Below are 21,908 nucleotides of genomic sequence, written 5' to 3'. Positions count from 1 at the left end.
GTCAGCTGTGCCGGCCGACCGTCACAGTATCCGGCCGACGTAGTAGGTCGAACTCCAGATCGGTACGAGCGCGACAGTCTTCCCGGTCTCCGGAGCGCTCCACACATACCCGTTACCGGCGTAGATCGCGACATGGGTGATGTCGCCCGGCGTTCCGAAGAAGATCAGGTCGCCGGGTTGCTTGCCGGACTGCGGCACCCGGATCGAGGCGGCGTACTGCTGCTGCGCGGTACGCGGCAGGGACCGTCCGAGCTGTTTGAAGACGTACTGCACCAGGCCTGAGCAGTCGAACGAGTACGGGCCCTCCGCTCCGTAGACGTACGGCTTGCCCTTCTGTAGCGACGCCAGGTACACGGCCTTCTCCCCGATGGAACTACCCGGGATGACCATGGGAATGGTCGCCGCGCTGCCCGGCGAACCGGTGGTCGAGCCCGTCGGGCTCCTGACCGTCACCGTGGTCGCACCGGCGAGGGAGGGACGCAGGACGTTCGTGCCGTCGAACACCGCGGTGAGAGTGGTCGTCGACAGCAGGCGCGCAGTGATCTTCGCGGTGCCGGTTCCGTCCGTCTGCAGCTCGGCGGTGGTGGTCCACTGCGGGCCGTTCGCCACCGCGATCCGGACGTGCTGGCCGCTGACCGGCTGTTCGGTCCCGATCTCCACAGCGCGGACGGTGAGTAGGACGGGCGCGTTCGGCGCGACGGTCGACTGGTCGGCAACCATCGACACCGCGGTGAAGATCGGATCCGGATTACCCATCTTGCCGGCGAGACCGACCGTGGAAGCGGCGCGAGTGGTCCCGTACGAGGTACCGCCGATCATGGAGGCGGTGTCGAGGGTGGCGGCGATCGGCTCCAACGAGGCGTTCCCACCCGAGCCCGGCGTCGCCGCGGCGAAGCCCGCCGTCGAGGCCGCCAGGGTCCCGGTCGTCACCGCGGCGATCGTCGCGACTCGACGGGACTGCGGGCTCAGACGGATACGGCGGGGACCGGGCCTGTCCTCGGGCACACCGTCGGGTGCCTGATGACGGTGGCGACCGCGGCCGGCCTCCTCCGCACCGGCGGGGAACCGGATCACGCCACGTGGAAGCAACACGCATCCTTCCCGGACGCCTGTGAGGCGGCATGGGCCTGACCACGACCCATGCCATCGGCAAAGTTCAGGACTACGACCGGGCGGGAGAAGCCAGGTGTCGACCGCAGGACCTCACTCCTGCCCCTGGCTGCTCGGAGGGAACATCGGACCGGGGGCAGGACTCGGCGTTTCGGTTCGATGTGTGTGCGGGTGGTGATCTCTTTCGGAGGTGCAGATGACGTGTCAAACGATATCGGGTAGCCCGTACGGGTAGGCAATACCCCCAAACCCAACAGTTGGCCACATTCAACCAGTGGCCCGATGTAGTCCTTGCGTTGTGCATCGAGATGGGGTAGCCAAGGTCGTGACCGGCACCGGTCCTAGCGGCCGCCGCTGACGTCGAGGATCGCGCCGGTGACGTAGGAGGCCTCAGGTGAGCACAGCCAGGTGATCGTGTGTGCTACCTCGTCAGGTCCACCCGACGAGCACGCCGGAGTGTGTATAGTATGCGCATGGCGAGGGTGAATATCACGGTCCCCGACGAGTTGCTGGAGCAGGCCCGGGCCGCCGATCTGAACGTCTCCCGCCTCGCTTCGACGGCTCTGGCCGAGGAACTGGATCGACGTGCCAAGATCGCCGAGTTGGACGCCTACCTGGCCGACCTGGAAGCAGAGTTCGGGCCGGTACCTGCCCACGAGACGGCTGCTGCCCGCGAGTGGGCCGACCGGCTTGCGCCCACCAGACCCGCCGACACCGGCGTAACCCGGCGGGCAGGCACGGCATGACCCTGGTTCTGGACGCGGGCGGCCTCTCCGCCTTGGCCGGGCAGCGCGCCCGACTGGTGGAACTGCGACAGCGTGGATACTGGCCGGCGCAGGTTCCCGCAGTGGTACTGGCGGAGGCTCTCACCGGTGATTACCGACGTGACTTTCACACCAACCGCCTGCTCCGCGGCTGCCAGGTCCGAGACGTCACAGAACCGCTCGCTCGCGAGGGCGCACGGCTACGTGCCGCGACCGGACGCGCTGGGACGATTTCAGCTACCGACGCGGTCGTAGCCGCCTTCGCCGCCACCTGTCGCGCTCCCGTCGTACTGACGAGCGACCCGCATGATCTTACTGCCCTCGCTGGACACAGCACGCGGCCACTCGCCATCGCGGGCGTATAGACCTCCGCCGTAGCGGCCGCGCGAGCGTTCATCGCGGTTCAGGTGGTCCGAATACGGGAGGCAGGCAGTTGAGTAGTAGGCAGTATCGGATCTCTGGCCGTGGTGTGCAGTTGGCAGCCACCAGCTACGGCGCCCCGGGCCGGACGACCATCCTGCTCATCCACGGCTACCCCGACACGAGTGCGGTGTGGGATCTCGTCCGCGAGCAGCTCGTCGAGCGCTATCAGGTCATCACCTACGATGTGCGCGGTGCTGGAGGTTCGACCGCCCCCGCTCATTCGAGCGGATACGACCTTGAGCAGCTCACCGACGATGTCCTCGCGGTGCTCGATACGGTCGCGGCTGGCCTGCGGGTGCACCTGGTCGGCCACGACTGGGGTTCGGTGCAAGGGTGGGAGTTCGCCACCTCCGAACGACTGGACGGCCGGCTGGCCTCGTTCACCTCGATCTCAGGGCCGTCCCTTGACCACTTCGGGCACTGGGTGGCTGATCGGCGGCGTCGCCACCGCCTGAGCGATGTCCTGGTTTTGGCGGCGCAGAGCGTGCGTTCCTGGTACGTGGGTGCGCTGCACATTCCAGGCGGCCCGGCGTTGGCCTGGAACGGTCCGGTCGGTCGGCGCTGGCCTGCGCTGGTGCGGCGGGCCGCCGGTGGGTCGCTCCCACACGGGTACCCCTCACCAACGCTGCGAGGCGATGCTGTTCGGGGTGCCAACCTCTATCGCCGCAATGTTCTGGCCCGGCTTCGTCACCCCCGCGAGGACCCTTACGCCACAGTCCCCGTCCAACTCGTCGTACCGACCCGGGATGTTTTCCTCTCCCCCCACATCTACGACGACCTGGACCGATGGTCATCTGTGCTGCGTCGTCACCGCATCAGCGCCGGGCACTGGCTGCCGCTGAGCCATCCGGCGCAGCTGGCCGGCTGGATTGCCGAGTTCGTCGAGGACGTCGAAGGCGGGACGGTCTCCCCAGTGCTGCCGAGGCAAGGAGGGCGCAAAACTCAGTCATCGGCAGATCGGCATCCGGTGACCCCAGCACCCGGGTCCTGAGCCGGGATCCGCACCAACCCCGACGTCGCCGGCCGCGCTCTGGCGCTGGTCCACCGCCGGCGAGTAGTGGCTACAGCTGGTCAAGTAGATGTTCGGCGTGGCGTCGAAGTGGGGCGACAAGGTGGGGATGGTCGCCGACATGATCGCGAACCTTCTGTGCTACGGCCGGTTCGGCGAGGCTGTTTCCCAGGTATGCGCGACTCGGGACCAAAGATTTCTGCGGATCAACTACGAGGTACTGGGAAATCTCTGGCCGCATCTCCACGGGCATGTACACGCGCTTTACAGATGGGAGGAGGAGAGTCTTCGGATCGGCCCCGTCTACCTGTATGGCCCGGAGCGGACGAAGAAGGAACAGGCGCTCAGCGCGACGCACAGCCAGCTTCACACCGATCTGCGAGCGGCACTATCCGCCCTTACACGCGACGCGTACGGCACGTGACGAACGTCGCCGAACTCTCCTGGCGGGGATTCGACTGCCAGCCGGACCCGGTATGCCTCGGTCCCTTTGCCCCCAGCCCGAGGCCTGATAGGCCGGGCCTACACCGGCGGCGCCGAGGGTCAGCCTGCTCTTGTGAGATCGGAGCCTCCGGCGGAGTCAGGGTGATCCAACCTCACCCCGCTTGCCATCGGGCACTTCCACAGGGGACGCTCAAGATGACGCGGTACGGCAACGCCCGGAGCTCGTCCGGAGTGACCGCGACCCCGGCTTCGCGCAAACGTTGTTCGAAGCGCTGCCACTCATGCTCTTCGCCCGTCTCCTCGGCATCGTCGGGCAAGACCACGTTGTAGACGTTGCGCACAACGTGGGTGAGCGAGATCCCGCCCAGCTGCGCCGACGTCGTCCACCCCCGGTCGTCCAGGAGCGTAACTTCACGACCATCGGACAGCAGCGCGAACTCACGCATTTTGCACGACGTCCCGCCGGCTGAACCCTCCTCAAGGTCGCCCCAAGCCCCGAGACTCACTACAGTTGCTGGACTGGCGTTCATAAGCCGGACGATATAGGAATCAGCCCGTGCGGCTCGGTCGCGCGCCTGTTGCCGTCAGTCCATTCATCGGCAGCACCATCTCCATGCCGACCGGCTCCGCCAGATCCGCCAGATCCACCCAAAACTAAAACATATCTGACGGCTCTTTGACGAGATCGCGGAGCCAGATCATGATCGCTGCGACGGTCAAGGTGCCGTTGAAGACGTAGTCCCGCTTGTCGTACCGGGTGGCCACCGCCCGACGTCCTTTCCACTTGTTGACGCACCGCCCGTCCGGGTCCACCCGCGCACCGCCCCCTTTTCCGGGAAGTCGTCTTATACAGCTCGCCATATAGGTTGGGCCTGTTGCCGACTTGGCTCTGGTGTGCCCGGGCGGCGGCTATCTTGCGGTCAAACGTCTCGGTGATATCGACGTAGTGGTTCGGCGTGGGCGCGTTGATCAGCCATGCCTCCCGGACCGTCCAGGGCACGAAGCCCTTCTTGCGCAGGTCGAGGTGGGTGAACTGGTTGCCAGCATCTGGATAAATGGCGCTGAGCACCACGTCACCGCTGGTCCGACGATCGTTAATAACGATCTTTCGAGCTTTGTGTGCCGAGAATGCTCTCGTTGATCGCACAAAGCTCGAAAGATCGTTTCGAATTACCCCTGAACTACCCCCGCGGGCTCAGGACAGCAGTGACCGCAGGACGTAGGGCAGGATGCCGCCGTTGCGGTAGTACTCGGCCTCCCCCGGCGTGTCGATGCGGACGACTGCGTCGAACCGCTTGTCGTCGGCCTGGACGAGCAACGTCGGGGTCTTCTCGTCGACGCCGGCGAGCCCGACGATGGTGAACGTCTCCTCGCCGGTCAGGCCGAGCGACGCCGCGGACTGCCCGGTCGGGAACTGCAGCGGCAGGACGCCCATCCCGATCAGGTTGGACCGGTGGATCCGCTCGTAGGACTCGGCGATCACCGCCCGGACGCCGAGCAGGGCCGTACCCTTGGCCGCCCAGTCACGCGACGAACCCGAGCCGTACTCCTTGCCGGCGAGCACCACCAGCGGCACCCCATCGGCGGCGTATTTCTGCGCCGCGTCGTAGATCGCCAGCTGCTCGCCGTCGGGCAGGTGCCGGGTGACACCGCCCTCGGTGCCCGGAGCCAGCATGTTGCGCAGCCGGATGTTGGCGAACGTCCCGCGGATCATCACCTCGTGGTTGCCGCGCCGGGACCCGTAGGAGTTGAAGTCCGTCGGCTCCACCCCGTGCTCCACGAGGTAGCGGCCGGCCGGCGAATCCCGCTTGATGGATCCGGCGGGCGAGATGTGGTCGGTGGTCACCGAGTCGCCGAGCAGCGCGAGCACCCGGGCGCCGACGATGTCCGGGCGCGGCGCCGGCGTCGCCGCCATCCCCTCGAAGTACGGTGGGTGGCGCACGTAGGTCGAGTCAGGTGCCCAGTTAAAGGTCTGGGACACCTCGCCTCCGTCACCGATCGGCAGCGACTGCCACTGCTTGTCGCCGGACAGGTCGCCGTAGTCCTCGGTGAACATCTCCGAGCGGATCGCGTCGCCGACCACCGCGGCCACCTCGGCCTCGCTCGGCCAGATGTCGCGTAGGTAGACCGGGTTACCCGCGGTGTCGGTGCCCAGCGGGTCGTTGGCCAGGTCGATGTCCATCGTGCCGGCCAGCGCATAGGCGACGACCAGCGGTGGGGACGCCAGGTAGTTCATCTTGACGTCCGGGTTGATCCGGCCCTCGAAGTTGCGGTTGCCGGACAGGACGCTGACCACGGCCAGGTCGGCCGCGTTCACCGCCTGGCTGATCTCGTCCTGCAGCGGCCCGGAGTTGCCGATGCAGGTGGTGCAGCCGTAGCCGACGAGGTTGAAGCCGAGCTTGTCCAGGTACGGGGTGAGCCCGGCCCGCTCGTAGTAGTCCATGACGACCTTGGAACCCGGCGCCAGGGTGGTCTTGACCCAGGGCTTGCGGGTCAGCCCGCGCTCGACGGCGTTGCGGGCGAGGATCGCCGCGCCGACCATCACCTGCGGGTTGGAGGTGTTGGTGCACGAGGTGATCGCAGCGATCGCGACCGCGCCGTGGTCGATCTCGAAACTGGTGCCGTCCGCGAGCGTCACCCGGGTCGGGTTGGACGGGCGCCCGCCGAGGTCACCGGCGACGCCGTTGGACGACACCGGCGCGTCGCCCGGTTTGTCCGCGAACGCGGCTGCGGGGTCGCTCGCGGGGAAGGACTCGGCGCTGGCCTCGTCCGCCCCGCCGTCCGCGAGAACGCTCGGACTCGCGTAGTCGGCGAGCGCCGCGCGGAACCCGGGCTTGGCGGTACGCAGGGGCACCCTGTCCTGGGGGCGTTTGGGCCCGGCCAGTGACGGCTCGATCGTGGACAGATCGAGGGTGAGGGTGGTCGTGTAGACCGGCTCGTGGCTCGGGTCGTGCCAGAGGCCCTGCTCCTTGGTGTACGCCTCGACGAGGTCGACCTGCTCCTTCGGACGGCCGGTCAGCCGCAGGTAGGCCAACGTCTCCGCGTCCACCGGGAAGATCGCGCAGGTGGAGCCGTACTCCGGGCTCATGTTGCCGATCGTGGCCCGGTTCGCCAGCGGGACGTTGCCCACGCCCTCGCCGTAGAACTCGACGAAACGGCCGACCACGCCGTGTTTGCGCAGCTTCTCGGTGATCGTGAGAACGAGGTCGGTGGCGGTGGTGGCGGGCGGCAGCTCGCCGGTGAGCTTGAAGCCGACCACGGTCGGGATGAGCATGCTGACCGGCTGGCCGAGCATGGCGGCCTCGGCCTCGATGCCGCCGACGCCCCAGCCGAGCACACCGAGACCGTTGATCATCGTGGTGTGGCTGTCCGTGCCGACCAGGGTGTCGGGGTAGGCGAGCCGGCCGTCGGCGGTGTCCTTGGTGAAGACCACCCGGGCGAGGTACTCCAGGTTGACCTGGTGAACGATCCCGGTGTTCGGGGGCACGACCGTGAAGTTGTCGAAGGCGGCCTGACCCCACCGTAGGAACTGGTAACGCTCGCGGTTGCGACCGAACTCCAGCTCCGCGTTGAGAGCAAAGGCGTCGGCCCGGCCGAAGACGTCCGCGATGATCGAGTGATCGATCACCAGTTCGGCCGGCGCCAGCGGGTTGATCTTCGCAGGATCGCCCCCGAGCGCCACCATGGCCTCGCGCATCGCGGCGAGGTCGACCACACACGGCACGCCGGTGAAGTCCTGCATGATCACCCGGGCCGGGGTGAACTGTATTTCCTGGCTCGGCTCGGCGGCCGGGTCCCAGGAGGCGAGCGCGGTGACGTGGTCGGCGGTGATGTTGGCGCCGTCCTCGGTGCGCAGCAGGTTCTCCAGCAGGACGCGCAGACTGTAGGGCAACCGGTCGGCTCCGGAAACCGCGTCCAGTCGGCGGATCGTATACGTGTGGTCACCTACCTTGAGATGACCTGTGCTGCCGAAGCTGTCCATATCTCCTCCTCGCCGCGTTCCCTCGCGGACCATCCTGGCATTCGTCCTGGGCTCCTCGAGGCCTCCGGTGACGCGAGAAGGACGATGATCACGCCACCGGGCCAGGAGTTTCCCGGCCAACCGTAGCCGGGACCAGCAATATCCTATTTACTTAGGATTGCTAAGGATATACCAGAGGATCAACCGACACGCACGCGAGGCCACTCGAAGTGTGGCGGCACACCGCAGACATGTGATGACCGAAAGTATGCGTCGCCGGGCGTTCAGAACGCCCGGCGGCGTCTCAGGCGTTCTCCAGAAGGTCCGGGGAGACACTCGCCTCCGTGTTCGGCAACCCGAGTGCATGGGCTCTCTTGTCGGCCAGGGCGAGCAACCGCCGGATACGGCCGGCCACCGCGTCCTTCGTCAACGGCGGGTCCGCGAGCGCGCCCAGCTCCTCCAAGGACGCCTGCGCGTGCTCGAGCCGCAGTCGTCCAGCGGCCAGCAGGTGCCCCGGCGCGTCGTCCCCCAGGATCCGCAACGCCGCCTGAACCCGGGCGCCTGCCGCGACCGCCGCGCGGGCGGAACGGCGCAGGTTGGCGTCGTCGAAGTTCGCCAGCCGGTTCGCGGTAGCCCGCACCTCACGGCGCATCCGCCGCTCTTCCCAGGCCAGCAGGCTGTCGTGGGCGCCGATCCTGGTCAGGAGCGCGCTGATGGCGTCCCCATCCCGGATCACCACCCGATCCACACCGCGCACGTCCCGGCTCTTGGCCGCGACACCGAGCCGGCGAGCCGCGCCCACCAGTGCGAGTGCCGCCTCCGGGCCGGGAGAAGTGATCTCCAGCGAACACGACCGTCCCGGTTCGGTCAGCGAACCATGCGCCAGGAAAGCCCCCCGCCACGCCGCCGCGGCGTCGCAGGAGGCACCGGTGACAACCTGCGGCGGCAACCCACGTACCGGCCGGCCGCGTTGGTCGAGAAGGCCGGTCGACCGCGCCAGTTGCTCACCGTCACGCTCCACCCGGACGATGTAGCGGACGGAACGGCGCAGCCCGCCCGCGGCGAGAACCGCGATGCTCGACGGGAAGCCGAAGACCTCGGCGATCTCACGGCGGAGCCGCCTGGCAGTGGCACCGGCATCAAGTTCAGCCTCGACAACGATACGGCCACGCACGATGTGCAGGCCGCCACCGAAACGCAACAGGGCGGCCATCTCCGCCCTCCGGCAACACGGCTTCGCCACCCGTAGTCGGCTGAGCTCGTCCTTCACGGTGGCAGTCATTGCGGCCACGCGAATCATTCCTCACCTTCACGGGCCCAGACAGCGGTAGCGGACTCGCCGCGTACCTCATCGTCTGATACCACCTCGTCACCAAACATCACTTCGTCACTGGACGGCTCGACGTCCTCACGCAGCCGGCCGTCCCCGAACAGCTCGTCACCAAGAACACCGTCACCGGGCATCGCGCGGTCCACTGCCACGTCGAGTGACGCCGCGTCGTCCAGCGCAGTCTCGAACACCGTGCGGAACGCGGCCGCCAGCCGCCCCGGGTCATGACGCGGCTCACCGGGATACGCGACAGGCACCAGAAGCAGGCGTGCCCCCAGGTCGGCCGCGGCGCGGACAAGCACGGCCGACTCGGTTACCGCATCGGAGTCGGCGATCACCATGTCGAACGACAACCCCGACGCGTGCGTCCCGATCACCTTCAGATGCTCCTCCGGCGGATACCCCTCGGTCTCACCCGGCTGGGGCACCAGGTTGAGGACCAGCACCCGGCGAGCGGACGAACCGAACAGCCGTTCGATCATCTCGGGCATCAGCAGATGGGGCAGCACGCTGGTGTAGAGCGAACCTGGGCCGAACACCGCCCAGTCGGCGCGCTCGACGGCCTCCAGCGCCTGTGGACACGCGGCGGGTTTCGCCGGCTCCAGGCGAAGGTTCACGACCCGACCTGACGTGGTGGCCACGGCCACCTGGCCGCGAACCTCGACGGTGGCGGCCGGCCGGCGTGGATCGAGCCCGGCGACCTCCGCCACGATGTCGATGCCGTCGTCGGACAGCGGCAGCACGCGCCCAGCGGCCCCCAGCAGCCGGCCGGCGAGGTCGAGCGCGGCAACCGGGGAGGCGAGGCGTTCGGCAAGGGCGGTGAGCACCAGGTTGCCCACCGCGTGACCGGCCAGCGATCCGTCACCACCGAACCGGTGCTGGAACAGTTCCATCCAGGTGGACGACCAGGTATCGGTATCAGCGAGAGCGGCCAGTGCCATACGCAGGTCGCCCATGGGCAGCGCTCCCAGCTCGACCCGCAGGCGACCCGAGGATCCTCCATCGTCACCAACGGTCACTACCGCGGTGAGATCGCGGGTGATGCGTCGCAGCGCACGCAACGACGCGGCCAGGCCGTGACCGCCGCCGAAGGCCACCACCGCGGGTCCGGTACCGCTCACTCCCGCCCCAGATCCCGGTGAACCACCCGAACACCGACGCCGTCGCCCGCGAGCCGTTCCGCAAGCTGCTCGGATACGGCCACGCTACGATGCTTGCCGCCGGTGCATCCGACCGCGAGTGTCAGGTACCGCTTGCCCTCACGCACATACCCCTCCCCTACCAGCCGCAGCAGTGCCGCGTACTGCTCGACGAACTCCGCCGCCCCGGGTTGTCCGAGGACGTAGTCACGGACATCTGGATCGCGGCCCGTGAACGGCCGCAGCGCCTCCACCCAGTGCGGGTTCGGCAGGAACCGGCAGTCGGCAACAAGATCAGCATCCAGTGGAAGACCGTACTTGTAGCCGAAGGAGACCACTGTCGCGGTCAGACGATTTGCCGTCGGCTGGCCGAACGCGGCGTCGATCTTCGCCCGTAGCTCGTGGACGTTGAGGTCCGTGGTGTCCAGGACCAGATCCGCCTCACCGCGCAGCTCCGCAAGCAACGTCCGTTCATGGCTGATGCCATCGATCACGCGACCGTCGCCCTGCAGCGGATGCGGCCGGCGGACATGATCGAACCTGCGGACCAGTGTCTCGTCCGAGGCCTCCAGAAAAACCACCCGCGGATGCATTCCGCGAGCCTCGAGGACGTTCAACGTCGTGCGCAGGTCGGAGAAGAAGGCACGGCCTCGGACGTCCACGACCACGGCGATGCGGTTGACCGCGCCCTGGGAACGCAGCCCGAGTTCGGTCATGGTGGCCAGCAGCGTCGGCGGGAGGTTGTCGACGACGAACCAGCCGAGGTCCTCCAGGCATTTGGCCGCGGTACTACGACCCGCGCCGGACAGTCCGGTGATGATGGTGAGTTCAAGCGGCACGACGGACGTCATGTGGAAGCACCCCATGTCGATGTGGCATCGGAACCGGGATCACGGGTGCGGACACGAGTTGCGGTGGATCCGGGTCGCACCGGTGCGGGTTGGCTTGCCGGCGCGGATTCGTCAGCCTGAAGGATCTCGCCCGTGATCGGGTCGACCGCGGGCGGGGTGGCGTCGACGGATCCCGGGCCCGTCCGGGCAAGCGTGTCCACCACGGCCTGTGCCGTGCGGTGGCCGATTCCCGGAACCTCGGCAATCTGGTCGACCGTTGCCTCGCGTATTCGGGCAAGCGAGCCGAAGGCGCCCAACAGCGCCTTGCGGCGGGTCTCCCCCAGGCCGGGCACCTCGTCGAGAACCGAGCGGACCATGCCTTTGGACCGCCGCTGGCGATGGTAGGCGATCGCGAACCGGTGGGCCTCGTCCCGGATCCGCTGCAGCAGGTAGAGCGCCTCACTGCTGCGGGGCAGAATCACCGGATCGTCCTCGCCGGGCAGCCACACCTCTTCGAGGCGCTTGGCGAGCCCGCACAGAGCGACCCCGCCGGGGCCGCTGTCGATGCCCAGTGAGTCGAGGGCGCGGCGGGCCGCGGCGACCTGTGGTGGGCCGCCGTCGACGACGACGAGGTTCGGTGGGTAGGCGAAGCGCCGCGGCCGGCCTGTCGTGGGGTCCAGCGGTCCGCTGGACGCCTCCGCGCCGGCTTCAGGTTTACCCGACTCCGGCTGCTCCAGGGACTCCGGCGGACCGGCGAGGTCCCCGGAGCGGGCCCGTTCGGCAAGGTAACGACCGAAGCGTCGGTTGATCGTCTCGTGCATGCTCGCGACGTCGTCCTGCCCGTCGACCCCACGGATGGCGAACCGCCGGTACTCCGACTTGCGGGGCAGGCCGTCTTCGAAGACGACCATGCTGGCGACGACGTCGGTGCCCTGCAGGTTGGAGATGTCGAACGACTCGATCCGCAGCGGCGGGTCGGCGAGGCCGAGCGCGTCCTGGATGTCGGACAGCGCCCGACTGCGTGCGGACAGGTCGCTGGCCCGTTTCGTGCGGTGGAGGGTGAACGCCTGCTGGGCGTTGCGCTCGACGGTCTCCATCAGGGTCCGCTTGTCCCCGCGACGGGGAACCCGTAGGTCGACCCGGCTGCCGCGGGCGGTACTGAGCAGCTCGGTGACGGCGTCCGCGTCCGGTGGGAGTTCCGGGACGAGCACCTCCCGCGGGATCTCACCGGCGGCGGCATCGGGGGCGGCATCGGGGGCGGTGTGCGCAGCGCGTGCCGGGACGTCCGTAACGCCACCCGAGAGGTACTCCTGGGTGAGGAACTGTTCGACCAGCTCCCCGGTGGTGAGTTCCTCGATCTTGTCGACGACCCAGCCACGCTGCCCGCGGACCCGGCCGCCGCGCACGTAGAAGATCTGGACAGCGGCTTCCAGCTCGTCCTGCGCGAACGCGATGACGTCGGCGTCGGTGCCGTCGGGTAGGACGACAGCCTGCTTTTCCATGGCTCGGCGCAACGCGCCGACGTCGTCGCGCAGCCGGGCCGCGCGCTCGTAGTCCTGCCCGGCCGCGGCATCGCCCATCTCCCGCTCGAGCTTGCGGACGTGGCGGCCCGTCTGCCCGGACATGAAGTCGCAGAAATCCTCGACGATGCGCCGGTGCTCGGCGGCGTCGACCCGGCCGACGCATGGCGCCGAGCACCGGTCGATGTAGCCGAGCAGGCAGGGACGACCGATCTGACCCGCACGCTTGAACACACCGGCACTGCACGTGCGGGCCGGGAAGACGCGCAGCAGTAGGTCGAGGGTCTCCCGGATGGCCCATGCGTGGGCGTAGGGACCGAAGTAGCGCACGCCGGCCCGCTTCGGGCCGCGCATCACCTGCAGGCGCGGGAACTGCTCGTACAGCGTGACGGCGAGGCTCGGGTAGCTCTTGTCGTCCCGGTAGCGGACGTTGAAGCGGGGATCGAATTCCTTGATCCACGTGTACTCGAGCTGGAGCGCCTCGACCTCCGTCGCGACGACGGTCCAGTCCACCGAACTCGCGGTCGTCACCATGTGTTGTGTGCGGGGGTGGAGGCCGTGGATATCGGTGAAGTAGTTCGACAACCTGGCGCGAAGGTTCTTCGCCTTGCCCACGTAGATCACGCGACCGTCCTCGTCCGAGAACCGGTACACGCCGGGGGTCTGCGGAACCGATCCCGGCGCGGGACGGTAGGACGCCGGATCAGCCATGAACTGAGCCTACGGCGCGCCGGATTGCCACAGAACAATGCCTCCACGTAACCATTTCACCACGCTGCGCGCTCAACCTTGCGGGGTGGCTCTGACCTGCGATGCGAGGGAGCCCTGGGACAGGCCTGTTCGGGCATATCTCACAGCTGCGGGGACACCGCTCATGGCGTCCTGCGGCAGGCGGCATCAGGGTCCATGCTCGGAGACCATGAGCGGTGTGCGAAGCATGATCCGTCGAGCGCTCCAAGGCGGATGGCCCTGGTGGCCGACACAACCAGGGCTGCGGGCACCTACCCCGCGACATCTCCGCGGCGACACCCCCGGAACAGACACTGGATGGCTGGCGCCGACCTTGTCCCGTCTGGTCCCGAACAAGTCCCTTCACGCTGTCCGAGTGGCATCTTGCCTGACTGGCTGTCACCCTCGATACCGCGGTGCACAGCGTCGCAGGACGACGAAGGAGGCACGACGCATGCAGGTGGAGGATGTGACCACCGAGTTGATCGTCGATGACGCACCGTCCCGCGGGCGCCTGACCGTGCTCCAGGTGAACTGGCGACGGGCCGACCCGCTCGCTGTGACATTGGACCTCATCTCACGACCCGACCACCCCGCGCTACCGCGCGGTACCTGGGTGGTACTGCGCGATGCGCTGCGTGCCGGCCTGGAGATCCCGACCGGTGGCGGCGACGTCCGGATCACACCGGAACCCGATCGTGGCTGTGTGCGCCTCGACCTGTCCTCCGGTGAACTGCACTCCGTCGTCCGGCTGGACATCGAGGCCGCACGGGCGTTCCTCGACGCGACCGAACGGGTTGTGCCGCGGGGCGAAGAACGTCCCGAGGAGGAACTGGAAGCCGTGCTCGCGGACATGTTGCGTACCTGACCCAGGGATCCATGCCGGTCGGTCGCCGATCGCCCAGCCGGCATGGACCGTCTGCGTGGCCTCCGGTGCGACCACCGGAGGCGCGAGCGAAGCTACGATCGCTCCTCCCGGCGCTAGCCCGCCACGGCATCCGCGGAACGCCGCAGCGGAACGCGGGGTGACGGCGTGGCCGACACCGGGGTGTCCACCCGCGAACCGAGAATCTCCCGCAGGAACAGACCGGTGTGGCTAACCTCGGCGGCGGCGACCACCTCGGGTGGCCCTTGCGCAACCACCCGGCCGCCGCCGGTGCCGCCCTCCGGACCCATGTCGATGATCCAGTCCGCCGTCTTGATGACGTCCAGGTTGTGCTCGATGACGATGACCGTGTTGCCGGCGTCCACCAGCCGGCCGAGAACCCCGAGGAGTTTGCGGATGTCTTCGAAGTGCAGGCCCGTCGTGGGTTCGTCCAGCACGTAGGCGGTGCGCCCGGTGGAGCGCCGTTGGAGTTCGGCGGCGAGTTTGACCCGCTGCGCCTCCCCGCCGGAAAGGGTCGGTGCCGGCTGGCCGAGGCGGACGTAGCCGAGACCGACATCGTTGAGGGTACGCAGGTGCCGGGCGATCGCCGGGACGGCGGCGAAGAACTCCGCGGCCTCCTCGATCGGCATGTCGAGGACCTCGGCAATGCTGCGGTTCTTGTAGTGGATCTCCAGGGTCTCCCGGTTGTAGCGGGCACCGTGGCAGATCTCGCACGGCACGTACACGTCCGGCAGGAAGTTCATCTCAATCTTGATCGTGCCGTCCCCGGCGCAGGCCTCGCACCGGCCGCCCTTGACGTTGAAGGAGAACCGCCCGGGTAGGTAGCCGCGGACCTTCGCCTCCGTCGTCTCGGCGAACAGCCTGCGAACGTGATCGAAGACTCCGGTGTAGGTGGCCGGGTTCGACCGGGGGGTACGCCCGATCGGCGACTGGTCGACCCGGACGGCCTTGTCGAGGTGGTCGAGTCCGGTGACGGTCCGGTGCCGCCCCGGCACCTCCCGGGCGCCGTTGAGCTTGTTCGCGAGCACCGCGGCCAGGATGTCGTTGACGAGGGTGGACTTTCCCGAACCGGAGACGCCGGTGACGGCGACGAAGCAGCCGAGCGGGAACGACACCGTCACGTCATGCAGGTTGTGCTCACGGGCGGCGTGGACGGTCAGCGCGCGGCCCTTGGTCGGCTGCCGCCGGATGTCGGGCACCGGGATCTCCCGGCGGCCCGACAGGTACGCCCCGGTGATCGAGGACTCCTCGGTGAGCAGCGCGTCCACCGGGCCGGACACGACGACTTTCCCGCCGTGTTCGCCGGCCCCGGGTCCGATGTCGACCACCCAGTCGGCGGCGCGGATCGTGTCCTCGTCGTGCTCGACGACAATCAGGGTGTTACCGAGGTCCCGGAGCCGGACGAGGGTCTGGATGAGACGACGGTTGTCCCGCTGGTGCAGGCCGATCGAGGGCTCGTCGAGGACGTAGAGGACGCCGACCAGCCCGGACCCGATCTGGGTGGCGAGCCGGATCCGTTGCGCCTCACCACCTGCCAGCGTGCCGGCCGCGCGGTCCAGCGACAGGTAGTCGAGCCCGACGTCGAGCAGGAACGCGAGCCGCGCGTCGATCTCCTTGAGGACCCGGCCGGCGATCGTCCGTTCCCGGTCGCTGAGCTCGAGCGTGTGCAGGAACCGCGCGCACTCCCCGATGGCCATACCGGCGATCTCGGCGATCGACCGACCGCCCAGCGTCACCGCCAGTGACTCGGGTTTGAGCCGGGCGCCGCGGCAGACCGAGCAGGCGACGTCACGCATGTAGCCCTCGTAGCGCTCGCGGCTGCTGTCCGACTCGGCCTCCCGGTGCCGACGCTGCAGGAACGCGACCACACCCTCGAACGCCGTGTAGTACTGGCGCTGGCGGCCGTAGCGGTTGGTGTAGGCGACCTGGACCTCGGTCTCGCCTCGTCCGTACAGCACGGCTTTGCGGGCCCGTTCCGCAAGCCCCTCCCAGGGGATGTCCATCCGGAAGCCGAGATCGTTCGCCAGCGCCTCCAGCAACCGGGTGAAGTACTCCTTGTTGTGACCGTTGGACCAGGGTGCGATCGCCCCTCCGTCGAGTGACAGCGACGGATCGGGGACGAGGAGCTCGGGGTCGACCTCCTTACGGGTACCCAGCCCGGAACACTGCGGGCAGGCACCGTACGGGGAGTTGAAGGAGAACGACCGCGGCTCCAGCTCCTCGAAGGACAGGTCGTCGTACAGGCAGGCCAGATGCTCGGAGTACATCCGCTCGCGGTCGGGGTCGCCCGCGTCACGGTCGACGAAGTCGAGCAGGACGAGACCGCCCCCGAGACCGAGCGCCGTCTCAATGGAATCGGTCAGCCGCTGCTTGGCGGAGGCCTTCGCCGCCAACCGGTCGACCACCACCTCGATCGTGTGCTTACGCTGCTTTTCCAACTTGGGTACGTCGGTGAGCGCGATGACGTCACCGTCGACCCGTGCGCGGGCGAAACCCTTCGCCTGCAGGTCCGCGAACAGCTCGACGTACTCGCCCTTGCGACCCCGCACGACCGGGGCGAGCACCTGGAAGCGGGTGCCTTCGGAAAGCTCGAGCAGACGGTCGACGATCTGCTGCGGGGTCTGCCGGGAGATCGGCCGGCCGCATTTCGGGCAGTGCGGCCGGCCCGCCCGCGCGAACAGCAACCGCAGGTAGTCGTAGACCTCGGTGATCGTCCCGACGGTTGAGCGAGGGTTACGCGACGTCGACTTCTGGTCGATGGAAACGGCCGGTGACAGACCTTCGATGAAGTCGACATCGGGCTTGTCCATCTGGCCGAGGAACTGGCGGGCATAGGCCGACAGCGACTCGACGTAGCGTCGCTGCCCCTCCGCGAAGATCGTGTCGAACGCGAGACTGGACTTTCCCGAACCCGACAGGCCGGTAAAGACGATCAGCGCGTCCCGTGGCAGGTCAAGGTCGACGTCGCGCAGGTTGTGCTCTCGCGCGCCGCGCACGACAAGACGGTCTGCCATCGGAGGATCCTTCGCGGTCTACTCGGATGTGACGGGTCATGCCACGAACCGAACGGCACGTCCGCGGCGAGTGCCATGCTACGGACGGGGTCCGACAACTTCGGAGCGGCCGGTTCCCGCCGCCGGACATCCATCACCGTTTTCAGCTCATCGCTGTTGGATCATTGACGGGTCGCGGCGCCCCGGGCCGGCATCCGGGGGACGATGAACACGACAGAACCCGATACCGGGAGAGGAACGATGGGACGCGTGGGACGCGAGATCGACGGCGACGGCTACACCGGGGCGGTACGTGTCGGCGGGCCGGCCGATACCCGTACGCTACCGGGGCTGACGATCACCAAGGTCGCGGTGGGGCCGATGGACAACAACGCCTACCTGCTGCGATGCCCCGTGACAGGCGAACAGCTTCTGATCGACGCCGCGAACGAACCCGACACCCTGCTCGGCCTCGTCGGCGATGCCGGGCTTGCCACCGTGGTGACGAGTCACCGCCACGGCGACCACGTACAGGCACTGGAGGCGGTGGTGTCGGCGACCGGGGCGCGGACGGTGGCCCATCCGGACGACGCCGGTGTCATTCCGGTGCCGACCACGACCCGGGTCACGGACGGCGACGAGGTGCGGGTCGGCGCGGCCACGCTGAAGGTCATCCACCTGGTCGGGCACACCCCCGGATCGATCGCGCTGCTCTACGACGCGGGTACTGAAGCGCCACACCTGTTCACGGGTGACTGCCTTTTCCCCGGCGGGCCCGGCACGACATTCGGGGACGCCGCGATGTTCCGCTCGCTCATGGACGATCTGGAGCGCAAGGTCTTCGGCCCGCTACCCGACACAACCTGGATCTACCCGGGGCACGGCAGGGACACGACCCTCGGCACGGAACGCCCCCACCTGGCCGGATGGCGCGCACGCGGCTGGTGACCCACATCTCGGGCTCGACACCGGTTCGTGGTCGTCCGCGATGATCTGGGCAGCTGTACGAGACCGATGGTCGCATGCGGTCACTTCCCGGTTCTGGTAACGATCACATGGTCGTTGGCGGTCCTAGCGGTGATTGACTTTCAGTCCCGTGAGTAGCTGGTCCATGGTGGTGACGGCCTGGTCTTTGGCGGAGACCGGGTCGTCACCGCTGGCGATGAACAGGGCCGCCTCGTCGACGGCGGCGAGCAGGATATGGGCGAGAGCGTTGAGCTGTTGGGCTGGCATGGTTTCCTCCGCCACCGCGAGGTCGAGGATGGCGTGGATCGCGCCGAGTCCGTAGCGTTCCTCGATCGCTCGCCATTCTCGCCAGCCGAGGACGGCCGGTCCGTCGATCAGCAGGATGCGCTGCACCCTGGGTTGGAGTGACGCGTCGAGGAATCCCGGGAGGCCGTGCCGGAGACGCGCGAAGCGTCGCCACCGCTGGTGGTATCCGCCCACTAATGAGCGATCCAGCCCGTATCGTCCGCGAGTTCTGTGACCTGATGGCCAAGCGTGACCCTGCTCTGCCGCGGCCTTCCTGGCGGGACTCGGACAGGCCCGCCAGGAACGGGTAGCCCCGGAAGCGCACTCCGCTCAAAAACGGGATGACTACCGGCCATGGGGATGGGTTTTATGGTAAGTAGTTGATCCTTGGGTTTTTGTGGGTGGGGTTTTGTTTTTGTTGTTTGAAGATCAAAAAGTACACAGGTGGTCGTCAACATCGTTGACTATCTTATTTGCATTTCATTACAGGACCAAAGATCACGGATCGGCCGGTCCCGCCACAACGACCGTGCCGCCCGCCGAAGAAGCACCACGCGGACGGGCACTGCGCATCGGGATGGCAAAATCTTCGCATGACTCAACCTTCATCGGACTCGATCACCGATCTGCCGATCTCCACGACGTTCGACCTTCCGGGTTTCGCCATCGAGCGGACCCTGGGCCTGTCCTGGGGATTGATTGTCCGTAGTGTCGGCACGGTCAAGGGCATCTCCGGGGGATTTCGCGCACTGCGCGCGGGCGAAGTGCCGCAGTACACCGAGGTCGTGAACGCGGCGCGCCACACCGCGCTCGAACGGCTGGTCACGCATGTACGTGAGCTGGGTGGCAACGCCGTCCTCGGTGTCCGTTTCGACTCCTCGGATGTCGGCGGCGGCCTTGCCGAAATCATCGCCTATGGCACCGCGGTGGTCGTCCGGCCGCTCTGAGACCGGTCCATGAGCCGTGGGTCCGCTGGTATCCGCAAGCGACAGGAGGTCGTCTTCACGCCTGGGATGGGCGTGGCGAAGCCGGCCGCGCTGATCGGGGCGACCGGATGAGGCGCGACAGCCAGTGCAAAAAGATCATCTATAGGACACAGGCCGATGCCATAACGGCAGCCATCGCCATTCAGAAGCGCAGCGGCGCACGATGGCTCAGAGCCTACCGGTGCCCGGTCCACAAGGCCTGGCACGTCGGCCACCCGGCGGGAAAATCCCGGGGAACCGGAGCGTGGAAAACCGCGTAGCACATGTCAGTGCCCGCGTCCTCCGTACCGAAGCGGGTGCCGGACGGTGGCAGCCAGTAGCCTCCGGCCATGGAGCAGCGCATCAGCTTGATCACACTGGGTGTCACCGACGTACAGCGCGCTCGGGCTTTCTATGAACGGCTGGGCTGGCAGGGCCAAGAGGTCGAAGAGACCGCGTTCTTTCAGGCAGGCGGCATCGCGTTGGTCCTCTGGGGCCGTGACAAGCTCGCGCGCGACTGCGGCATCGCCGAGGAGCAGGCGGGTGGCTTCAGCGGTGTCGCCCTCGCGCACAACGTCCGCTCCGAGGCAGAGGTCAACGATGTCCTCGCGGCGGCGGAGCGGGCGGGGGCCACGGTTACCCGTCCTGCGGCCGGGACGTTCTACGGCGGCTACGCGGGGGTCTTCACCGACCCCGACGGCCATGCCTGGGAGATCGCGCATAACCCGGGCTTTCTACTCGCGGAGAACGGCTCGATCACCATCCCCGACTTCAGTAACCCGTAGCTCGTCCTTTCCCGGATCTGTTGCTCCTGGAAGTGGCTCCGCTGTCGAGGCGTGCCGCGGCTGCGCTGAAGCTTCCCCAACACCAGGAGGGTCCGGACGCGGTCGTATGAACCAGCCGCTCGTCATCGCCGACGAGTTCCAGCCCGTCGGCCCACAAAGTATGTTGCACGCAAGAGGTGCACCCACCTCAACCAGATCATGATCCTGGAGAAATCGCATTCTGGCTGGTCAGGTGCACCTCGCCACCGTTGCGGAACGGCTACCACCTCGACGCAGGCGCCGCCCGGCAAGGCACCAACGTTGGCAAAATCGGTGCACTCCGCAACGCCGGGTCGGTGGGAGGAGATGGGTCGTGGCTGCGGGCAGGGCTGGGGACCGTCAGGAACAGATCGCGGAAATCATGCGGTGTACCTCACTCAACCCCGCTGACAGTGAGGTGCTCGCCGTGCTCCTGACAGATCTCGACGGACGCCGGTCCCGACCGGGTGGCCGCTGGGATGTCGGGATCGGGCTGGGCAGTGTCGTCCTGCTGGCGGGTGTGGCACTGCTGAACGCGGACCCGGCGTTACCGTTCGCGACGCGCCCCTGGATACTCGCGGCCGTCCAGGCCGGGGTCGTCCTGGCCTATCTGATGTTCACCGCGACCGGGTTGTGGACGGGGCGGGGCAGGCCTGAAAGCCGTGCGGCGATCCAGATCTTCACAATTCTTGAGAAACTGACGCCGAATTCCCGGTCCACCGACAGCAGCCACCCGCGACAACGCTGGAAGAAGACGGACTTCCGCGGAGAGATCGCGGCGGATCTGGAGCGGGCGGCGATACTCGTCGAACGCATCCCCCTCGCGTGGCGGGGACTTGCCCCGGCGGTGCGCGCGGAGACGCTCCGGGTGAGCCGGGTGAAAGCGGACGGCCTGCGGGAACTGCAGCTGCGGACGGTCACACCGACAGATTCCACCCTCACGGACCTGGTCGGACAGTTGAACGTGGCCCTGAAGCTCCTCATCGACGGGCGGTGGCACGACCTGCCGGACCCGCAATCCGCCATGACACCGGTCACCGCCCGGTCACGGGTACGCCAGTGGGCGGTTATCACGGCGGCGGGGATGGCTGCAGCGGGAATGGTGGCGCTGACCGCGTTCTCCGTGAAACTCGGCCCGGTGGCCCCGATGCTGACCACACTGGCCAGCGTCACCGTTATCGGGTTGCTGCACCGGGCCGGGATCTCCATGCCGATACTCGGGCAGATCACAGAGGTGGGCGGCTCGATCCGCGGGGAAAACCGACGACCCGACTGACCATGGCCCGACCATCCCTGACGTTTGTCATTCCGCAACGGCCGGTCAGGCGGCGGCGATGCTTTCGACGCCGGATCCGGACATCGATGATGGGCCCCGCGGTCGGGAAACCGTCACCCGCTGCCCAGCTGTCCGGACGATGGCCGATAATGCCCAGGCGGCTTCCGGGCGTGGGATACGGCGTCCAGAACGCCGGACCCGGACGGCAGTCGGACCCGGACGGCAAAGGGGACGGAGCACCGAGAATGGCAGCGGGTGTGGACAACTCGCCGACGGATACGGATACGCCGGATGGCAACCGGGGCCGTAGCCGCCGGACCCGCCTGGGATCCTTCGTCGACAATCACCGGTCCTGGACGACGGTCATGACAGTGGTCTTGATGGCCGGCTGCATTGCTCTGGGATGGCTGATCAGGAGCTTGGCGCTCTCCTCGCCCTCTTCCGTGTCGCGGTGCACGCCATCCAGGTCGGTCAC

Annotated in this window: 20 protein-coding genes; 9 read left to right on the top strand and 11 right to left on the bottom strand. The window is 67.7% G+C overall.

What is annotated here, in order from left to right; all coding sequences use genetic code 11:
• Positions 1-21: 21 nt before the first annotated feature.
• Both NBW77_RS00245 and NBW77_RS21970 read right to left on the bottom strand, forming a co-directional pair.
• Complete coding sequence (locus tag NBW77_RS00245) at positions 22-1,092, bottom strand: C40 family peptidase (protein WP_502799405.1); 1,071 nt, start codon at positions 1,090-1,092, stop codon at positions 22-24.
• A 359-nt stretch (positions 1,093-1,451) separates the two neighbouring features.
• Positions 1,452-1,574, bottom strand: a complete 123-nt coding sequence (locus NBW77_RS21970) for an SDR family oxidoreductase (RefSeq protein ID WP_284346868.1) — start codon at positions 1,572-1,574, stop codon at positions 1,452-1,454.
• Between the two features lie 9 nt (positions 1,575-1,583).
• On the opposite strand from NBW77_RS21970, the gene NBW77_RS00235 reads away from it, so the two are divergent.
• From NBW77_RS00235 to NBW77_RS00220, 4 genes are all read left to right on the top strand, one after another.
• Entirely contained in the window at positions 1,584-1,856 is a 273-nt protein-coding gene (locus tag NBW77_RS00235; protein WP_242605829.1) for a type II toxin-antitoxin system CcdA family antitoxin, read from the top strand.
• Positions 1,853-2,239 carry a PIN domain-containing protein gene (locus tag NBW77_RS00230; RefSeq protein WP_131746800.1) on the top strand — a complete coding sequence of 129 codons (387 nt, stop codon included), beginning with the start codon at positions 1,853-1,855 and terminating at the stop codon, positions 2,237-2,239. The genes NBW77_RS00235 and NBW77_RS00230 overlap by 4 nt, the downstream gene beginning before the upstream one ends.
• A 68-nt stretch (positions 2,240-2,307) precedes the next feature.
• Positions 2,308-3,288 carry an alpha/beta fold hydrolase gene (locus NBW77_RS00225; RefSeq protein ID WP_165486077.1) on the top strand — a complete coding sequence of 327 codons (981 nt, stop codon included), beginning with the start codon at positions 2,308-2,310 and terminating at the stop codon, positions 3,286-3,288.
• Between the two features lie 97 nt (positions 3,289-3,385).
• On the top strand, positions 3,386-3,730 hold the full coding sequence (locus tag NBW77_RS00220; RefSeq protein ID WP_250279107.1) for a hypothetical protein: 345 nt from the start codon (positions 3,386-3,388) through the stop codon (positions 3,728-3,730).
• A gap of 172 nt (positions 3,731-3,902) precedes the next feature.
• On the opposite strand, the gene NBW77_RS00215 is transcribed toward NBW77_RS00220, so the two are convergent.
• From NBW77_RS00215 to uvrC, 6 genes are all read right to left on the bottom strand, one after another.
• Positions 3,903-4,196 (bottom strand): hypothetical protein, encoded by a 294-nt coding sequence (locus NBW77_RS00215; protein ID WP_131746798.1) that lies wholly within the window; start codon positions 4,194-4,196, stop codon positions 3,903-3,905.
• A 749-nt stretch (positions 4,197-4,945) separates the two neighbouring features.
• Positions 4,946-7,732, bottom strand: coding sequence for an aconitate hydratase (locus NBW77_RS00210; RefSeq protein ID WP_131746797.1), 2,787 nt, complete (start codon positions 7,730-7,732; stop codon positions 4,946-4,948).
• Between the two features lie 283 nt (positions 7,733-8,015).
• A complete protein-coding gene (gene whiA / locus NBW77_RS00205; protein ID WP_502799404.1) occupies positions 8,016-9,002 on the bottom strand; it encodes a DNA-binding protein WhiA in 987 nt (328 codons plus the stop codon).
• A gap of 5 nt (positions 9,003-9,007) precedes the next feature.
• Positions 9,008-10,162, bottom strand: coding sequence for a gluconeogenesis factor YvcK family protein (locus NBW77_RS00200; protein ID WP_165486076.1), 1,155 nt, complete (start codon positions 10,160-10,162; stop codon positions 9,008-9,010).
• Complete coding sequence (gene rapZ / locus NBW77_RS00195; RefSeq protein ID WP_131746795.1) at positions 10,159-11,031, bottom strand: RNase adapter RapZ; 873 nt, start codon at positions 11,029-11,031, stop codon at positions 10,159-10,161. Before rapZ ends, NBW77_RS00200 begins: the two co-directional genes overlap by 4 nt.
• Positions 11,028-13,241: an excinuclease ABC subunit UvrC gene (gene uvrC / locus NBW77_RS00190; protein ID WP_250279106.1), complete on the bottom strand. Its 2,214-nt coding sequence runs from the start codon at positions 13,239-13,241 to the stop codon at positions 11,028-11,030. The genes rapZ and uvrC overlap by 4 nt, the downstream gene beginning before the upstream one ends.
• A 472-nt stretch (positions 13,242-13,713) precedes the next feature.
• Between uvrC and NBW77_RS00185 the strand changes: the two genes are divergently transcribed.
• Positions 13,714-14,127 (top strand): SsgA family sporulation/cell division regulator, encoded by a 414-nt coding sequence (locus NBW77_RS00185; RefSeq protein WP_131746794.1) that lies wholly within the window; start codon positions 13,714-13,716, stop codon positions 14,125-14,127.
• A gap of 113 nt (positions 14,128-14,240) precedes the next feature.
• Here NBW77_RS00185 and uvrA read toward each other — a convergent pair whose 3' ends face one another.
• Positions 14,241-17,159 (bottom strand): excinuclease ABC subunit UvrA, encoded by a 2,919-nt coding sequence (gene uvrA / locus NBW77_RS00180; RefSeq protein WP_131746793.1) that lies wholly within the window; start codon positions 17,157-17,159, stop codon positions 14,241-14,243.
• A 240-nt stretch (positions 17,160-17,399) separates the two neighbouring features.
• Between uvrA and NBW77_RS00175 the strand changes: the two genes are divergently transcribed.
• Positions 17,400-18,086, top strand: a complete 687-nt coding sequence (locus tag NBW77_RS00175) for an MBL fold metallo-hydrolase (protein WP_131746792.1) — start codon at positions 17,400-17,402, stop codon at positions 18,084-18,086.
• Between the two features lie 123 nt (positions 18,087-18,209).
• On the opposite strand, the gene NBW77_RS00170 is transcribed toward NBW77_RS00175, so the two are convergent.
• Positions 18,210-18,584: a TetR family C-terminal domain-containing protein gene (locus NBW77_RS00170; protein ID WP_131746791.1), complete on the bottom strand. Its 375-nt coding sequence runs from the start codon at positions 18,582-18,584 to the stop codon at positions 18,210-18,212.
• A gap of 398 nt (positions 18,585-18,982) precedes the next feature.
• On the opposite strand from NBW77_RS00170, the gene NBW77_RS00165 reads away from it, so the two are divergent.
• The 3 genes from NBW77_RS00165 (at position 18,983) to NBW77_RS00155 (ending at position 21,433) form a co-directional block, all read left to right on the top strand.
• Positions 18,983-19,336 carry a YbjQ family protein gene (locus tag NBW77_RS00165; protein ID WP_131746790.1) on the top strand — a complete coding sequence of 118 codons (354 nt, stop codon included), beginning with the start codon at positions 18,983-18,985 and terminating at the stop codon, positions 19,334-19,336.
• Positions 19,337-19,704: 368 nt separating this feature from the next.
• Positions 19,705-20,139: a VOC family protein gene (locus tag NBW77_RS00160; RefSeq protein WP_131746789.1), complete on the top strand. Its 435-nt coding sequence runs from the start codon at positions 19,705-19,707 to the stop codon at positions 20,137-20,139.
• A gap of 352 nt (positions 20,140-20,491) precedes the next feature.
• Positions 20,492-21,433: a hypothetical protein gene (locus NBW77_RS00155; RefSeq protein ID WP_250279105.1), complete on the top strand. Its 942-nt coding sequence runs from the start codon at positions 20,492-20,494 to the stop codon at positions 21,431-21,433.
• A 343-nt stretch (positions 21,434-21,776) separates the two neighbouring features.
• Here NBW77_RS00155 and NBW77_RS21965 read toward each other — a convergent pair whose 3' ends face one another.
• On the bottom strand, positions 21,777-21,908 hold the full coding sequence (locus NBW77_RS21965; RefSeq protein ID WP_284346864.1) for a hypothetical protein: 132 nt from the start codon (positions 21,906-21,908) through the stop codon (positions 21,777-21,779).

It is taken from the genome of Frankia sp. Cppng1_Ct_nod (assembly GCF_920656135.1).
GTDB lineage: Bacteria > Actinomycetota > Actinomycetes > Frankiales > Frankiaceae > Protofrankia > Protofrankia meridionalis.
Note: the sequence above shows the minus strand (reverse complement) of the source record. Positions and strands in the feature narration are given on the sequence as shown.

What these genes read in the sequence shown, in the direction of transcription:
- NBW77_RS00235 (WP_242605829.1), top strand. Translation starts at nt 1,584, where the DNA reads ATGGCGAGGGTGAATATCACGGTCCCCGACGAGTTGCTGGAGCAGGCC.
- NBW77_RS00230 (WP_131746800.1), top strand. Translation starts at nt 1,853, where the DNA reads ATGACCCTGGTTCTGGACGCGGGCGGCCTCTCCGCCTTGGCCGGGCAG.
- NBW77_RS00215 (WP_131746798.1), bottom strand. Translation starts at nt 4,196, where the DNA reads ATGCGTGAGTTCGCGCTGCTGTCCGATGGTCGTGAAGTTACGCTCCTG.
- NBW77_RS00210 (WP_131746797.1), bottom strand. Translation starts at nt 7,732, where the DNA reads ATGGACAGCTTCGGCAGCACAGGTCATCTCAAGGTAGGTGACCACACG.
- rapZ (WP_131746795.1), bottom strand. Translation starts at nt 11,031, where the DNA reads ATGACGTCCGTCGTGCCGCTTGAACTCACCATCATCACCGGACTGTCC.
- uvrC (WP_250279106.1), bottom strand. Translation starts at nt 13,241, where the DNA reads ATGGCTGATCCGGCGTCCTACCGTCCCGCGCCGGGATCGGTTCCGCAG.
- NBW77_RS00185 (WP_131746794.1), top strand. Translation starts at nt 13,714, where the DNA reads ATGCAGGTGGAGGATGTGACCACCGAGTTGATCGTCGATGACGCACCG.
- uvrA (WP_131746793.1), bottom strand. Translation starts at nt 17,159, where the DNA reads ATGGCAGACCGTCTTGTCGTGCGCGGCGCGCGAGAGCACAACCTGCGC.
- NBW77_RS00175 (WP_131746792.1), top strand. Translation starts at nt 17,400, where the DNA reads ATGGGACGCGTGGGACGCGAGATCGACGGCGACGGCTACACCGGGGCG.
- NBW77_RS00165 (WP_131746790.1), top strand. Translation starts at nt 18,983, where the DNA reads ATGACTCAACCTTCATCGGACTCGATCACCGATCTGCCGATCTCCACG.
- NBW77_RS00160 (WP_131746789.1), top strand. Translation starts at nt 19,705, where the DNA reads ATGGAGCAGCGCATCAGCTTGATCACACTGGGTGTCACCGACGTACAG.